Here is a 15,106-nt window from a genome sequence, read left to right on the forward strand (position 1 = left end):
AGCTTGCCGGAGTTTACCGGCCAGGCAAACGTCTGTATATGTATATACAAATTACGCACGATGAGGTTGAACCATGTCCGCCTTCTTTGCCGAACGCGCGCTGCTGCCTAGTGGATGGGCCAACGATATACGCCTTGAGGTCAACGCCGCGGGCGTGCTGACCCTTATCCAGGCCGATTCCCACGCAGACGGCGCCGAACGCCTGGCGGGGCCGCTGCTGCCGGGCATGCCGAACCTGCACTCCCATGCGTTCCAGCGCGCCATGGCCGGCCTGGCGGAAGTGGCGGGCAACCCCAACGACAGTTTCTGGACATGGCGCGACCTGATGTATCGGCTCGTCGGAAAAATCAGCCCCGATCAGCTCGGCATCATCGCCCGGCAGCTGTATATCGAAATGCTCAAGGCCGGCTACACCTCGGTCGCCGAATTCCACTACGTGCACCACGATACCGACGGCTCGCCTTACGCCGACCCGGCGGAACTGGCCTTGCGCATCAGCCAGGCCGCTAGCAGCGCCGGAATCGGCCTGACGTTGCTGCCGGTGCTCTACAGCCATTCCGGTTTCGGCGGTCAGGCGCCCAATGACGGGCAGCGGCGCTTCATCAACAGTACCGAGAACTACCTCAAACTCCAGTCACGCTTGCAGCCGATCCTGGCCGGGCAACCCACCCAGGCCCTGGGTTTGTGCTTCCACTCCCTGCGTGCGGTGACACCTGAGCAGATCCACGACGTGCTGGCGGCGAGCGATCGCCAGTGCCCGGTGCATATCCATATCGCCGAGCAGCAGAAGGAAGTCGACGACTGCCTGAGCTGGAGCGGCGCCCGCCCGCTGCAATGGTTGTACGAAAACGTCGAGGTGGACCGGCGCTGGTGCCTGGTCCATGCCACCCACGCCAACGCCCACGAGGTCAGCCTCATGGCCAGGAGCCAGGCGATTGCCGGCCTGTGCCTGACCACCGAGGCCAACCTGGGCGACGGAATTTTCCCGGCCGTGGATTTCCTCGCCCAGGGCGGCCGGCTGGGCATCGGTTCCGACAGCCATGTGTCATTGAGCGTGGTGGAAGAACTGCGTTGGCTGGAATATGGTCAGCGCCTGCGGGATCAACGGCGCAACCGCTTGTATCGGGCGGATCAGCCGATGGTCGGACGGACTTTGTTCGATGCCGCGCTGGACGGCGGCGCCGAGGCGCTGGGGCAACCGATCGGCGCCCTCGAAGTCGGCAAGCGTGCCGACTGGCTGGTGCTCGATGGCCAGGACCCGTATCTCGCCACCGCGCAGGGCGACGGGATCCTCAATCGATGGCTGTTTGCCGGCGGGGATCGCCAGGTGCGTGATGTGATGGTGGGCGGTCAATGGGTGGTGCGCGACGGTCGTCACGCCGCCGAAGAGCAAAGCGCCCAGGCGTTTACCCAGGTGTTGCGCGAGCTGTTGGGCTGACACCTAAGAAAAATGTGGGAGCGAGCTTGCTCGCGATGAGGCCCTCACATTCAACGCTCAAGTTGAATGAAAGTCCGTCATCGCGAGCAAGCTCGCTCCCACAGGGGTCTGAGCAGATCAATCCGACGTCTTGGCCATCTGCCGATCCGACGCTCGCCAGATCAACCGTGTCGTGTCATAGCCCTGCTGGCGCGCCTTGCTCAGCAGCTCTTCGCGCACGACGCTGTTGACGGTGGGCGTGCGGGACAGCAACCACATGTAGCGGCGGCTCGGGTCGCCAACGATGGCGGTCTTGTAGTCGTCACTGACGTACAACACCCAATACTGCCCTTTCGCCACGCCCGGCACGATCCGCGAGAACCAGTTGTCGAATTGGACCCAGAGCTTGTCGGTCTTGCCCGGCACCTGCGGCGTGGCGGTGCCGCGGGCTTCTTCCCACTGCCAGTCCGAGGTCAGGCAGCGATTGAGCACGCCCACGTTGCCGTCAGGCTTGAGGGTGTAATGGGCTTCGGATTGCGCACAGTTGCGCTGGAAATACATCGGCAGGCGGGCCAACTCGTACCAGGTCCCTTGGTAACGCTTGAGGTTGACGCTGTGGACAGTCTTGGGCGCCAACGGGTCTTCGCCAGAAGTGGCACAGCCAGCCAAAACCAGACCGGCTAAAAGTACTAACAATAACCGCATTATTTTTCTCCCGCAGGCACCTAGCGGCCGACACAGGCCACTAGCCCCGGTTTACTTCAGGCCTTGGCCGGAAAACATCAACACTTTGTCACCGGCGTACTGCACGCTGATAAAGCTTTTCTGGTCGCCCCAGGTGCAACTGGACATGCCAAGCGCGCCCGAGCAATCGGTCGGTTTCCCCAGCAACGCTTCGACTTCGGCCTTGGGCATGCCGGCTGACAGCTTCGAATAGTTTTCCTGGTTGACCTTGCTGCAGGCCGTCAATACGACGCACACGAACAACAGGGCGATAGAGCGCAGTGACATGGTGTAACTCCTGGAACGGAAGGGGGTGGCTAGGGTGCCAACCAGAACCTTAGAAGAGAAAACCCTCTTCTGGTTCCCCGACAACCCCAGTATTTATTGGCCTCGGATGCGCCGTTTCGTCGGTAAATCAATCAGTTTGTGACGGTGTTGGCCATTTCGTCGGGATCGCGGCACCGGGCGCTGATCCTTGGCGCCCGCCGGCCGATAAAAAGAGCAGCGCAAAGCCCTGCGTTATGGCAAATTGCCCCCCTTCCTGACCAGCTCCTCTGCGGTAGCGCTCTTAATGACCAGAAACATGAAATTCAGCCACAAAATCCTGCTGGCTGCCGCCCTCGTGGTAGCCGTTGCATTCGCCTGTTTCATCCTGTTCAACGACTACCGTCAGCGCCAGAGCCTGAACAGCAGCACCGAAACCACCATGCAGGAACTCGGCAGCCTGACCAGTCGCAACATCCAGACCTGGGTCGAAGGACGCATCCAGTTGCTGCAATCGCTGGCCCAGCAGATCGCCATCGACGGCAACAGCGCCGCCAGCCTCAAGCGCGCCGTCGACCTGCCGGCCTACACGGGCAACTTCCAGCTCAGCTATTTCGGCGGCACCGACGGCGTGATGTTCTCGGTCCCGGCCGGCAACCGTCCCGCCGACTACGACCCTCGCGCCCGTGGCTGGTACAAGGCCGCCAACAGCGCCCAGCAGACCATCGTCACCGAACCCTACATCGCCGCCTCATCGGGCAAACTGGTGATCACCGTGGCCACCCCGGTGCAGCGCCAGAACCAGATGATCGGCGTGGCCGGGGCGGACATCGACCTGTCCAGCGTCAGCGCCATCATCAACTCGCTGAACTTCGGCGGCCACGGCCATGCGTTCATCGTCAGCGCCGAAGGCAAGATCCTGATCCACCCGGACAGCAAGCGTGTACTCAAGACCCTGGCCGAGGCCTACCCTAACGGTGCGCCGCAAGTCAGCCCCGGCATGAAGGAGGTCGAACTCGACGGCAAGACCCAGTTCATCTCCTTCACCCGCGTCAATGGCGTGCCGGGCGCGGACTGGTACGTGGCGCTGGTGCTGGACAAGGACACCGCCCTGGCGATGCTCAGCGAGTTCCGCACCTCGGCGCTGATCGCCATGGCCATTGCCGTGGTGTTCATCATCGCCCTGTTGGGCATGCTGATCCGCGTGTTGATGCAACCGCTGCTGACCATGGGCCGCGCCATGCATGACATCGCCGAAGGCGAAGGCGACCTGACCCGGCGCCTGACCATCCACGGCCACGACGAATTCGGTGCACTGGGCGTGTCGTTCAACCGTTTCGTCGAGCGCATCCACACCTCGATCCGCGAAGTGGCGTCGGCCACCGGCCAGGTCAACGAAGTTGCCCTGCGCGTGGTCAGTGCGTCCAATTCCTCGATGTTCAACTCCGACCAGCAGGCTTCGCGCACCAGCAGCGTCGCCGCGGCCATCAACCAGCTCGGCGCCGCCGCCCAGGAAATCGCCCAGAACGCCGCGCTCGCTTCGCAGCATTCCAGCGACGCGCGCAACCTGGCTGAAGAAGGCCAGCATGTGGTGGACAAGACCATCACCGCCATGCAGCAGTTGTCCGCCAAGATCAGCGATTCGTGCGGCAACATCGAGACCCTGAACAGCAACACGGTGAACATCGGCCAGATCCTCGAGGTGATCACCAGCATTTCCCAGCAGACCAACCTGCTGGCCCTGAACGCCGCCATCGAGGCCGCCCGGGCCGGAGAAGCCGGTCGTGGCTTTGCAGTGGTGGCCGACGAAGTGCGCAACCTGGCTCACCGCACCCAGGATTCGGCACAGCAAGTCCAGAAGATGATCGAAGAACTGCAAGTCGGCGCGCGGGAGGCGGTGCTGACCATGACCGACAGCCAGCGCCAGAGCGAAAGCAGCGTCGGCATCGCCAACCAGGCCGGCGAACGCCTGGGCAGCGTGACCCAGCGAATCGGTGAAATCGACGGCATGAACCAGTCCGTCGCCACCGCCACCGAAGAACAGACCGCGGTGGTGGAGTCGATCAACGTCGACATTTCCGAGATCAATACGCTGAACCAGGAAGGCGTGGAAAACCTGCAAGCCACGTTGCGGGCCTGCACCGACCTCGAACAGCAGGCGGCGCGGTTGAAGCAGTTGGTGGGCAGTTTCCGGATCTAGCGCTCTTGCGGGCCCTTTCGCGAGCAAGCCCGCTCCCACAGTTGACCGTGTTCCGTCAGAGGAAACGCAATCAGTTGTAGGAGCGGGCTTGCTCGCGAAGGCGGCATCCGCCTCACCGCAAAATCAGAATTTTGACCCCGGCTTTTTCAGAAACGCCACTTCCTCAGCCGTAGATTCCCTTCCCAACACCCCATTGCGATGGGGAAACCGTCCAAACCGGGCAATGATCCTCTGGTGCCGCTCGGCATAATCCAGGTTGTCTTCAAACACCGCCCGCTGCGCTTCAGGCTGTTCTCGAACCAGGTCGATAAACCGTGACACGGCTTCGTTCTGCACCGCGAGGTTTTCGCAGTGTTCGAGTACGAGGTAGATGAACACGCGCTGGATCGGCTCAAGCTGCCGGTCGAAACCCGCCGCCATGCCTTGGGCCACGAGGGCCTGTGCACGAAGGTCGCCGGAGAAGGCCTTGGGGGTGTCGCGAAAGATCATCCGCGGTAACTGGTCGAGCAACAGCACCAAAGCCAGCCAACCTTCCGGGCGTTGCGCCCAGTCGACCAATCCGCCGGCCAGTGCCTGCTCGACCTGATCGCCGAAGCGCTCGCGCGCCTGGCGGTCATGGTGTTTGCCGAACCACAGCTTGCCCTTGTCAGCGGCTATTTCGTCCGGTGTGTCGGCTGAACCAAACCACCAATCGAGTAACGGCTGCCAAGGCTCGGCCATGATTTACTCCTTGTGGTACGCCGTGGCGCGGGCGACTTCTTCCTTCGAACCGAGGAACACCGCCACGCGCTGGTGCAGGCCTTCAGGCTTGATGTCGAGGATCCGCTGGTGGCCGTCGGTGGAAGCGCCGCCGGCCTGCTCCACCAGGAACGACATCGGGTTGGCTTCGTACATCAGGCGCAGTTTGCCTGGCTTGGACGGCTCGCGGCTGTCGCGCGGGTACATGAACAGGCCACCGCGGGTCAGGATACGGTGGACGTCGGCGACCATCGCGGCGACCCAGCGCATGTTGTAGTTCTTTTTCAGCGGACCTTCCTCGCCAGCCAGCAATTCGCTGACGTAGCGTTGCACCGGCGCTTCCCAGTGGCGCTGGTTGGACATGTTGATGGCGAATTCCTGGGTGGATTCAGGAATGGTGATGTCTTCGTGGGTCAGTACGAAGCTGCCCATTTCGCGATCCAGGGTGAAACCCTTGACGCCGTCGCCCAGGGTCAGCACCAGCATGGTCTGCGGCCCGTAGATGGCATAGCCGGCAGCGACCTGCTGGGTGCCGGGTTGCAGGAACGCCTTTTCATTCAGGGCTTCGTTCTGGCTCAGGTATTCGTTCGGGCAACGCAGTACCGAGAAGATGGTGCCGACCGGTGCGTTGATGTCGATGTTGGACGATCCGTCCAGCGGGTCGAACACCAGCAGGTAGGCACCCTTGGGGTATTTGCCCGGGATCTGGTAGGCGTTGTCCATTTCCTCGGACGCCATGCCGGCCAGGTGACCGCCCCATTCGTTGGCTTCGAGCAGGATCTCGTTGGAGAGCACGTCGAGCTTCTTCTGCACTTCACCCTGCACGTTTTCGGTGCCCATGCTGCCCAGGACACCACCCAGGGCGCCTTTGGAGACGGCGTGGCTGATCTCCTTGCACGCACGCGCCACCACTTCGATCAAAAAGCGCAGATCGGCAGGGGTATTGTTGCTGCGGGTCTGCTCAATCAAATAGCGACTCAAGGTAACGCGGGACATGGACGGCTCCGAAGAATAGGGGGCGGAAAAACCAGCGCAGTTTAGCGCGAGTCGGGACTTAATTCCTCCTATGAGACGGGATAAGGAGGATTGAGTTCACAGGGTGACGATGGCTTGCAGATCGCCTGCCTGCCGGGGCGAGCACCTTCGCGAGCAAGCCCGCTCCCACAGGCGACCCAATTGTCCTGTCGAACAGGGCCAAATGTGGGGCGGGCTCGCTCGCGAATCAGGCGACTCGGTGCTCAGTCATGCCCATCTTCAGGACTTGACCGGCGGCTTGCGCAGCAAGCTGAACGCCATCGCCCCAAGGAACAGCACACTGAGCAGCAACACCGCCCACAAGCCGATTTTCTTCCAGGAGGGGTCGACTGGCGCAGGCGCGGCGGCCGGTGCGGCCACCGTGGTGGAGGTGGTCGCTGCGCTCACGGTCGCCGAACCCAGGGCGGCCAAGCGCGCGGGGCGATAATCCGGCACCAGGGTGGTCAGCGGCAGGCTCGCGGCCTTCACCGTCGCACTGCCCAGAGCCAGGCTGTAGGGCCCCTCGCCACGCGCCAGGAACACCACCTGGGTCGGGCGCACGGCAAAACGCAGAGCCGGCGCTTCGGTGCCGAGGCCACCGCCCCGCTCATCCACCGTCAGCTTCAACTGCTGCACGGTCTGGCCAGACAACTGCAACTGGTTCTGCTGCACATCCTGGCCGTTCTGGGTCAGGCGATACAACAGGCCACTGCCCATCGGTTGCCACGGCTGGCTGCTTTCACGCCGCCCCGCCAGGGTCACCGGCGCCAGGCTGTTGGCCTGGCTCAGCTCGACCTGCAACTCCTCGATCTCCAACCCCATGGGCAGTTGCCAGGTGTATTCACCGGCCTTGAGGGTGGTGCCGGCCAACGGCTTCGACCAGACCAATGGCAACGGCAGGCTCTCGTGGCGGGTGCTCTGCAACTGGGCCGACGTCAGCACCGGTGCGGAGGACGGTGAATCCCACAACAGGCGCAGGTAACGCGCCGGTTGCCCCGGCAGGTTGACCTCATGCTGTTCGACCCGCTCATCGGCAAAGGTCAGGCGCGCCACCTGGCCATCGCCCCAAGACTGCCAGTGCTGCAAGTCGTCGCTGGCCTCGATGGTGAAGCGCTGGAAACCGTCGCGCTCGCTGGTCCAGTCGAGGATCAACTGCTGCAACGGTGCCTTGATCGCACTGGCGTCCAACAGCCAGCCACGCAGTTCTTCCTCACCGGCTTCAAGGCGGCTGGATGGCTGGACTTCTACCAGCGTGCCATTGGCATTCGATTGCACCCGCACGCTGGGTGCGCGCTCGTTGTCATCGGCGGCGTTGTACAGGGGGAACCACTTTACGTCGGTGAGGGTGCGGTTTTCTCGGCTTTGGGCCGACTCGCGCACCAAGGCATAGGCCTGGGGCTGCCCGGCGGCGTTGAACACCCGCAGGTCGCTCAAGTCGGTCTGCCGCGCCTGCAGTTGCACGTCCAAGGGCAATGACAGGCGATACCACGGCCCCTCACCGCTCAAGGCCAAGGGCACCTGGTGGGCAAAATCCGCCGGTTGCTCCTGGGCGGTGGCCGACAAGGCCACCCACAACCCCACCACACCCAGCCCGATCCGATTCAACGTGCGACTCAAGATGACACTCCCTCACTGACAGGTATTGGCGGTTCGGTCGATTCGACCGTTTCCGAGCGTTTGGGTGGCAGCGGCGCGAAGTAGCCGACCACCAACAGCAACACGCCCACGCCGATGAACGACACGATCCGCGCCAGACCGCCGCGGTTACTCAACTCGACAAAGAACAATTTGGCGACCACCACCGCGATCAACGCGGCGCCGACCAACCAGACCTCGCGGCGATGCCGCAGGTGCCCGCCGATCATCAGGCCCAGGGCAATCAGGGTCCAGACGATGGACAGCCCGGCCTGCACGAACATGGAGTCGAGCAGGGCGTCCAGTTCGAACGGCACGCCGATCCAGTGGTGAGCGCTGCGCATCACCACGGCGGTGAAGAATGCGAACAGCGACAGCCCGGCGAGCAACTGGGCGACATGCTCGGCATGGGCCCAATGAAGCGTCAATTGCGCCACCGCGCTGCGCGCCCACACGTAGACCCCGAACAAGGCAAACAGCAGGCCCAGTTCCAGCGGGTTGAGCAGCGGCACATAAGGCAAGGGCTGCGCCGTACCGTCGCTGAAGGTGTTCGCCAGCCAGAACCAACCGAGCATCAACAGCGCCAGGGGCGCCGCCGCATAGAGCCGATATTCACGGGGCTGGGCTGCCACCGGCCATGGCCAGGCCCGCGGCGAGGCCATCAGCACCAGGTACAGACTCGGCAGGATCGCCCAGCCCAGCCAACGCCAGGCGTTGTACGCTTCGGAGAGCAACAGCAGGCCGTAGCGCAACTCCAGCGCCAGCACGCCGATCAGCAACCAGGCGCCGAGCACATGGGCGCTGCTGCGAACCTGGGCCGGCAGCGTCGGCGCCAGGCGCTTGAGGGACAGGAAATGCACGGCGAACACCGCCAGCCAGGCCAGCCAGCCAAACTCCGCGGCTGGGTGATAGCGGTTGTGCCAGCTCGCCACCAGCACACAGCCCGCCGCCGGAACCAGCAAAGTGCAGAGCACGCCCAGCGCCGGCCACTTCAAGCGCAACGACAGCAGGGCCCACACCGCGACACTGGCGGCCGCCACCACCAGCAGCAAGCTGCCCGACAGGTGGGCCGGGGCGAACCGCAGCACTTCGCTGACCCAAGCCAACGCCCACCAACCGGCGCCCCAGACCAGCAGCAGCTCGGACAAGCGTCGCAGGCTCAAGGCTTCGAACACCGCCGCCGCTTGCCCTCGCTGCAAGCGCCAGGCGCCGACCAGCGCCGCCAATCCTAATACCAGCGGCGTCCAGAACCCGCCATGGGCCAGGGGACGCAGGCCCTCGGCGTCGAGCGGCCCGAGCAATGCCGGCCCCGCCGTGAGAAACGCCGCGCCACCGAGCAATTGCAACAACAGGCCGAAGACAAAGCTGGCGCGCTGTTTCAGGTACAGGCTCAGCCAGATGATCAACAGGCCGCTGGCGGCCCACACACCGCTCGCCGTTTGCCACGGCAGGACGAACAGCACGGCGAGGTTGATCAACACCAACCCTGCCAACAACACCACCGACAACCCACGCAGCAGGCGTACATCGTTGCGCACCATGTCGTCACGCGCCGCCAGCAACATGCCGCCAATCAAGGCCAGGCCGATCAGTGAGGCAGTGAGCAAACCACTCCAGCCGGCACTGAACACCGCCGTTGAATCACTCTCGGCGCCTTGCAGGCGCATCAGGAACAGCGCACCGCCCAGCAGTTGCACGGCAAACGCGGTGAACAGGAAGCTGCGCGAGTGCAGGCGCAAGCCCACGAACAACGTCGCCAGCCCCGCCAGGGCCCAGGCGATGGCCGTGCCGTGGGCAAAGAAAAACAGCGGCGCCAACAGATAGAGGAAAGACAGCCCCAGCACGGCCAGCACCGGCAAGCCTTGACGTTCCCAGGGCGAAGACTGCTGCGGTTCGGCCTGGCGCAATCGGTAGAAGGTAAACAGCAACGCAGCGCCCAACATCAGGGCGCCCAACGGCGCGCCGTCGAGCAGGCTGCTTGTGCCGCCGCGCAGTTCGCTGACGAACGCCAGCGCCGCACCCAGTTGCAACAACAGGGCGAATGCACGGGCAACAGGCCGTTGCTGGCGCAGGCCCAACCAGAAGATCCCCGCGCCCTCCACCGCCCAGGCCGCCGATGTCCAACGGGCATCGAGGCCCAGGGGAATGGCCAGGCTGGCAAAAACCACCCCCAGGGCCAGGCACGTTTCGGCCAGCAACAAGGCACGACCGCCCATCAGGACACGCGCCAGGCCCATGTAGATCATGCCCAGGGCCAGGGCACTGAAAGCGGCGGCGAATTCCAGGTGCTGGACCAGCACGAATTGCAGGCCGAAGCCCACCAGCGGCGGCCCGAACAGCATCGTCCCATCGACGTAATCGCCCTTGTGCGCCGACCAGCGCAGCAAGGCTTCACGGCTGCCGTCCGCGGGGGCGTCGCTCATCTCCAGGAGTTTGCGCCGGGTGAACAGCAAGCCGATCGCCAGGTACATGAGGAAGAAGACAACCAGGAACGGCTCGGTGCTCAAGAGCAGTTCCGGTGTATAGGAGCGCAGCCCCCAGGCGATGCCGATGCCGAACGTGCCGACAAAACCGATCAGGTTGAGCAGGCGCCAGGCCTTGAACCAGGCGATCGCCAGGATGCCGGCATTGAGCAGGATGAAATAACTGAACAGTGCGACGTGATTGCCACTGCCGGTAGATGTCAGGATCGGTGCGGCAAACCCGCCCAGCGCGGCGGCGGCCGCCAGGCCCAAGGCGTTCTGGGTCACCGCCAGGATCGCCGAGAACACCGTGACCGCCACCAACAGGCCCAGGGCCGCCTTGGCGTCGAGCAGCGGGTGCAAGCGCATGGCGGCGAACACCGTGAGGTAGAGCACCGCGATCCCGGTGCCTTGCAGCATCAACGCATAGCCATTGTTGCGTTGGCGCAACCACCAGCCCAGGCCCAGCAGGCCCAGGGCACTGGCGGCAACGCCGGCATACCGCAGCTCGATGGGCACCACCATGCCTTCGGTGGCATAGCGCAGCAGGAACGCCAGGCCGAGGAACAACAGCACCACGCCAACCCGCAGCACCGTGTTGCCGCCGAACAGCCAGTTGCGCGCGCCCGCCAAGGCCCGCTCGATGAGGTTCGGCCCACGGGGCGCCGCCGGTTGCGCGATGACCGGCTCCACGGGCTCGGACGCCACTGGGCGGTCTTGCCGCCGACTGACGGGCGCAGGCGTCCAGACATCGTCGGGCAACGGCTGGCTGGCCTCGGCAGCCATCGCGGGAGCGGAAATGGGTTCGAGATCAGCAGGCAGTTCCCAGACCAGCTCCGGTTCGGCCTTAACCTCGGGCTCCGGCACCCGGGCCACGATGATTTCCCGCGCCGGCGCCGCGGCCGGTTCGCTCGGCACCGGGGCGCGATTGTGCTCGAACAGGGCCAGGCGCTGCTCCAGCGTGTCGAGGGCCTGCTGGGTCTTGCGCAGCAGGTTCTGCTGTTCGGCCGCCTGGGCTGCCAGGCGGCTCAGGCGAAACCCCTGAGCAATGCCGAGCCCCAGCAGCGCGCCTATCAGCGCGTCGGCGAACGACTCATCCACCACCCAGCCAAGTGCCAGGCCTAACAGCGTCAAGATCCATTGCATGGTCGATATCCCTAAGCGGCCCGTTGCGGGCATAACCGGGGCGATGCGGTGCCTGGCTCAGTCCAGTGAAAACCACACCATCTCATGTGGGAGCGGGCTTGCTCGCGAGGGGGGTGTGTCAGGCAATGACGATGTTGCCTGGCATACCGCCTTCGCGAGCAAGCCCGCTCCCACATTGGATGGGTGACAATGCAATAGATGAGCCCAGTCACACAGCCCGGCGAAACTGGCGCCTAGTATATCGACGAAGCCCAGTCGCCGTTGGGCTTCGCTCACATTTCTTACAGCAAACGCTACTCCAGGGCTTTCCAGATGTCAGTGGCGTACTCACGGATGGTCCGGTCCGAGGAGAACCAGCCCATGCGCGCGGTGTTGAGCACCGCCGAGCGCCACCACTGTTTGGAGTCGTGCCAGCGCTCTTCGACCTTGGCCTGGGCATCCCAATAGGCATCGAAATCGGCGCAGACCAGGAAGCGGTCGTAGTCGATCAGCGAATCCACCAGCCCGGTGTAGCGCATCGGATCGTCCGGTGAGAACACCCCGCCACGAATCGCCTGCAGCACATCGTTGAGGCGATGGGACGCGGCGATGTCCGGCGCGGCGCTGAATTCGCCATTGCGCTTGCGCGCTTCCACCTGCTCGGCCGTCAGGCCGAAGATGAACATGTGCTCACCCCCCACCCGCTCATGCATCTCCACATTGGCGCCGTCCATGGTGCCGATGGTCAACGCCCCGTTGAGGCCGAACTTCATGTTACTGGTGCCCGACGCCTCGAAACCGGCGGTGGAGATCTGCTCCGACAAATCCGCCGCCGGAATGATGCTTTCGGCCAGGCTGACGTTGTAGTTGGGCAAGAACACCACCTTGAGCAGGCCGCGCACGGTCGGATCGTTGTTCACCACCCGGGCGATGTCGTTGGTGAGCTTGATGATCAGCTTGGCCTGGTGGTAACTGGCAGCGGCCTTGCCGGCGAAGATCTTCACCCGAGGTACCCAATCCACTTCCGGCTCGGCGCGGATGGCCTGGTACAGCGCCACGGTGTGCAGCAGGTTGAGCAACTGGCGCTTGTACTCGTGGATACGCTTGACCTGCACGTCGAACATCGCCGCCGGGTTCACGGCGATGCCCAGCCGCTCGTGAATCAGGTAGGCCAGGGCCTTCTTGCTGTGCAGGCGCTGCTCGGCGAACTGCTTGCGGAACGCCGGCTTATCGGCAAACGGCTCCAGTTCGATCAAGCGCTCCTCGGGGTTGTCGAGCACGTTCGGGCCGAGGGCATCGACCATCATCGAGGTCAGTTCGGCGTTGGCCTGGAACAGCCAGCGGCGGAAGGTGATGCCGTTGGTCTTGTTATTGATCCGTTCGGGGTAGAGCTTGTGCAGCTCGGAGAACACCGTGCTGCGCATCAGTTGGGTGTGCAAGCCGGACACCCCGTTGACGCTGTGGGAACCGAGGAACGCCAGGTTGCCCATGCGCACCCGCCGGCCATTGTCCTCTTCGATCAGCGACACCGAGCGCAGCACGTCGAAGTCATGCACGCCCTTGGCCCGCAGCGAATCGATGTGCTGGGCATTGATCAGGTAGATGATCTGCATGTGCCGGGGCAGCATGCGCTCCATCAACCCGACCGGCCAGGTTTCCAGGGCTTCGGGCAGCAGTGTGTGGTTGGTGTAGGACAGCGTGTCCTGGGTGACCTGCCAGGCTGCGTCCCACGCCACGTCGTAGACGTCCACCAATTGGCGCATCAGCTCGGCTACGGCGATCGACGGGTGGGTGTCGTTGAGCTGGATCGCCGCGTGGTCGCCCAGGGTCAGCACCGAGGTGTGCATGTTGCGATGACGGCGCAGCAAGTCCTGCAACGATGCCGCGACGAAGAAGTATTCCTGGCGCAGGCGCAGTTCCTGGCCGGCCTCGGTGCTGTCGGCGGGGTACAGCACGCGGGAGATACTTTCGGCCCGGGCCACCTCCGCCACCGCGCCAAGGTGGTCGCCGGCGTTGAAGCGCTCCAGGTGCAGGTCTTCCATGGCGCGGGCCCGCCACAGGCGCAGGGTGTTGACGCTGGCGCCACGCCAGCCGACCACCGGCGTGTCATAGGCAATGGCCCGCACGGTTTCGGCCGGGGACCAGACTTGCCGGGTCTTGCCGGTGTCGTCGGTCACGGTCTCGACGCTGCCGCCAAAACCGATCGGATAGACCACCTCGGGCCGTTCGAACTCCCACGGGTTGCCGAAATCCAGCCAATGCTCCGTCTGTTCCTGCTGCCAGCCATCCACCATCGCCTGGCGGAACAGGCCGTGCTCATAACGAATACCGTAGCCATGGCCGGCGATGCCCAGGGTCGACATGCTTTCCATGAAGCACGCCGCCAGACGCCCCAGGCCACCGTTGCCCAGCGCCGCATCGGGCTCCAGCAGACGGATGCGCTCCAGGTCCACGCCCAGCTCGGTCAGGGCCTCACGCGCGGTGTCCAGCAAGCCAAGGTTGCTCAGGCTGTCGTAGAGCAAGCGGCCGATGAGGAATTCCAGGGAGAGGTAATAGACCCGCTTCTGGCCCTTGCGGTAGATCTGCCGCGTATGGTCCATCCAGTGGTCGACCATGTGGTCGCGGGCGGCAAGGGCAATGGCTTCGAACCAGTCATGATCAAACGCGTGATCCGGGTCCTTGCCGACGGCGTAAGTGAGTTTGGTCAATACGGCATCGCGAAATGCAGCCACTTCGGCTTCGCGAACAAGTGGTTCTTGAGTCATTGATGAAGACCTCGAACGAGCAGGGAATTGTCTGAGCCTAGTCGGTCTGACAGACGGCACAGGCGCAGGTTCGGTGGTTTTTCCTCCCGCGCCGGAGAATCGCCGCCATAGAATTGCCGGATGGGCGAATGAATGCAGGGGCCGTGCCGGTCTCGGAGCGGCTCGTCTCGAATGAAAAAAAACCGGCAGATGGTCGTTCAAAATTTCACCAGTCCCGGTATGATCGCGCGCCCTGATACACGCCGGTACACCCTGATGATGAAGCCCAACCTGATCGCCGCCGCGGAGATCGACCGACTCGATACCTGGGCCAAGTATTCCGCCCCGATGTGCGGCTCCTGCGTATCGAGCTGCTGCACGCTGCCGGTGGAGGTCAAGATCAAGGACCTGATCCGGATTGGCATCGTCGACGAATTCGAGCTCGGCGATCCGCCGAAGAACATCGCCAAACGCCTGCAAAAGGAAGGGATCGTCGAACGCTACAACCAGAAATCGGAAATCTTCACGCTCCAGCGCATGAGCAACAACGATTGCCTTTATCTGGACCGCAAGAGCCGCCTGTGCACCATTTATGACAAGCGCCCGGACACTTGCCGCAACCATCCGCGGATCGGGCCACGGCCAGGTTACTGCGCGTACAAGCCCAAGGAAGTGGAGCGCGAGCGTAATCCGCGGACGCTGGATCGGTTTTGATCCACTGATGGTTCAGCGGTGCCTGGACTGACGCTATCGCGAGCAAGCTCGCTCCCACCTGGATAGCGCC

Annotated in this window: 10 protein-coding genes; 3 read left to right on the forward strand and 7 right to left on the reverse strand. The window is 63.7% G+C overall.

Features of this window, described 5'->3' with window-relative positions:
- The first annotated feature begins 73 nt into the window (after positions 1 to 73).
- Positions 74 to 1,438, forward strand: coding sequence for a formimidoylglutamate deiminase (locus tag AD664_RS19045; RefSeq protein WP_053148605.1), 1,365 nt, complete (start codon positions 74 to 76; stop codon positions 1,436 to 1,438).
- 117 nt (positions 1,439 to 1,555) lie between these two features.
- Here the strand turns inward: AD664_RS19045 and AD664_RS19050 are convergent, their stop codons facing one another.
- Both AD664_RS19050 and AD664_RS19055 read right to left on the reverse strand, forming a co-directional pair.
- Complete coding sequence (locus AD664_RS19050; protein ID WP_047736157.1) at positions 1,556 to 2,125, reverse strand: lipocalin family protein; 570 nt, start codon at positions 2,123 to 2,125, stop codon at positions 1,556 to 1,558.
- A gap of 48 nt (positions 2,126 to 2,173) precedes the next feature.
- Complete coding sequence (locus AD664_RS19055; protein ID WP_042730859.1) at positions 2,174 to 2,428, reverse strand: lipoprotein; 255 nt, start codon at positions 2,426 to 2,428, stop codon at positions 2,174 to 2,176.
- Positions 2,429 to 2,711: 283 nt separating this feature from the next.
- Between AD664_RS19055 and AD664_RS19060 the strand changes: the two genes are divergently transcribed.
- A complete protein-coding gene (locus AD664_RS19060; protein ID WP_199925083.1) occupies positions 2,712 to 4,604 on the forward strand; it encodes a methyl-accepting chemotaxis protein in 1,893 nt (630 codons plus the stop codon).
- A gap of 123 nt (positions 4,605 to 4,727) precedes the next feature.
- Here the strand turns inward: AD664_RS19060 and AD664_RS19065 are convergent, their stop codons facing one another.
- The 5 genes from AD664_RS19065 to AD664_RS19085 all read right to left on the reverse strand — a co-directional run bounded on the left by AD664_RS19065 (position 4,728) and on the right by AD664_RS19085 (position 14,343).
- Positions 4,728 to 5,324, reverse strand: coding sequence for a DUF924 family protein (locus AD664_RS19065; protein ID WP_053148608.1), 597 nt, complete (start codon positions 5,322 to 5,324; stop codon positions 4,728 to 4,730).
- Between the two features lie 3 nt (positions 5,325 to 5,327).
- Entirely contained in the window at positions 5,328 to 6,338 is a 1,011-nt protein-coding gene (locus AD664_RS19070) for a class 1 fructose-bisphosphatase (RefSeq protein ID WP_042730856.1), read from the reverse strand.
- 258 nt (positions 6,339 to 6,596) lie between these two features.
- Positions 6,597 to 7,973, reverse strand: coding sequence for a DUF3999 domain-containing protein (locus tag AD664_RS19075; RefSeq protein ID WP_053148611.1), 1,377 nt, complete (start codon positions 7,971 to 7,973; stop codon positions 6,597 to 6,599).
- On the reverse strand, positions 7,970 to 11,599 hold the full coding sequence (locus AD664_RS19080; RefSeq protein WP_053148614.1) for a DUF2339 domain-containing protein: 3,630 nt from the start codon (positions 11,597 to 11,599) through the stop codon (positions 7,970 to 7,972). Before AD664_RS19080 ends, AD664_RS19075 begins: the two co-directional genes overlap by 4 nt.
- Before the next feature lie 293 nt (positions 11,600 to 11,892).
- Positions 11,893 to 14,343, reverse strand: a complete 2,451-nt coding sequence (locus AD664_RS19085) for a glycogen/starch/alpha-glucan phosphorylase (protein ID WP_053148617.1) — start codon at positions 14,341 to 14,343, stop codon at positions 11,893 to 11,895.
- A gap of 255 nt (positions 14,344 to 14,598) precedes the next feature.
- Here AD664_RS19085 and AD664_RS19090 point away from each other — a divergent pair, with 255 nt between their 5' ends.
- The gene (locus tag AD664_RS19090) at positions 14,599 to 15,036 is read left to right on the forward strand and encodes a YkgJ family cysteine cluster protein (RefSeq protein ID WP_042731318.1); all 438 of its coding nucleotides are present in this window, start codon (positions 14,599 to 14,601) and stop codon (positions 15,034 to 15,036) included.
- The last annotated feature ends 70 nt before the right edge of the window (positions 15,037 to 15,106 follow it).

It is taken from the genome of Pseudomonas sp. P97.38, assembly GCF_001269745.1.
GTDB classification, from domain to species: domain Bacteria; phylum Pseudomonadota; class Gammaproteobacteria; order Pseudomonadales; family Pseudomonadaceae; genus Aquipseudomonas; species Aquipseudomonas chlororaphis_E.

What these genes read in the sequence shown, in the direction of transcription:
- AD664_RS19065 (WP_053148608.1), bottom strand. Translation starts at nt 5,324, where the DNA reads ATGGCCGAGCCTTGGCAGCCGTTACTCGATTGGTGGTTTGGTTCAGCC.
- AD664_RS19070 (WP_042730856.1), bottom strand. Translation starts at nt 6,338, where the DNA reads ATGTCCCGCGTTACCTTGAGTCGCTATTTGATTGAGCAGACCCGCAGC.
- AD664_RS19090 (WP_042731318.1), top strand. Translation starts at nt 14,599, where the DNA reads ATGATGAAGCCCAACCTGATCGCCGCCGCGGAGATCGACCGACTCGAT.
- AD664_RS19080 (WP_053148614.1), bottom strand. Translation starts at nt 11,599, where the DNA reads ATGCAATGGATCTTGACGCTGTTAGGCCTGGCACTTGGCTGGGTGGTG.
- AD664_RS19060 (WP_199925083.1), top strand. Translation starts at nt 2,712, where the DNA reads ATGACCAGAAACATGAAATTCAGCCACAAAATCCTGCTGGCTGCCGCC.
- AD664_RS19055 (WP_042730859.1), bottom strand. Translation starts at nt 2,428, where the DNA reads ATGTCACTGCGCTCTATCGCCCTGTTGTTCGTGTGCGTCGTATTGACG.
- AD664_RS19085 (WP_053148617.1), bottom strand. Translation starts at nt 14,343, where the DNA reads ATGACTCAAGAACCACTTGTTCGCGAAGCCGAAGTGGCTGCATTTCGC.
- AD664_RS19045 (WP_053148605.1), top strand. Translation starts at nt 74, where the DNA reads ATGTCCGCCTTCTTTGCCGAACGCGCGCTGCTGCCTAGTGGATGGGCC.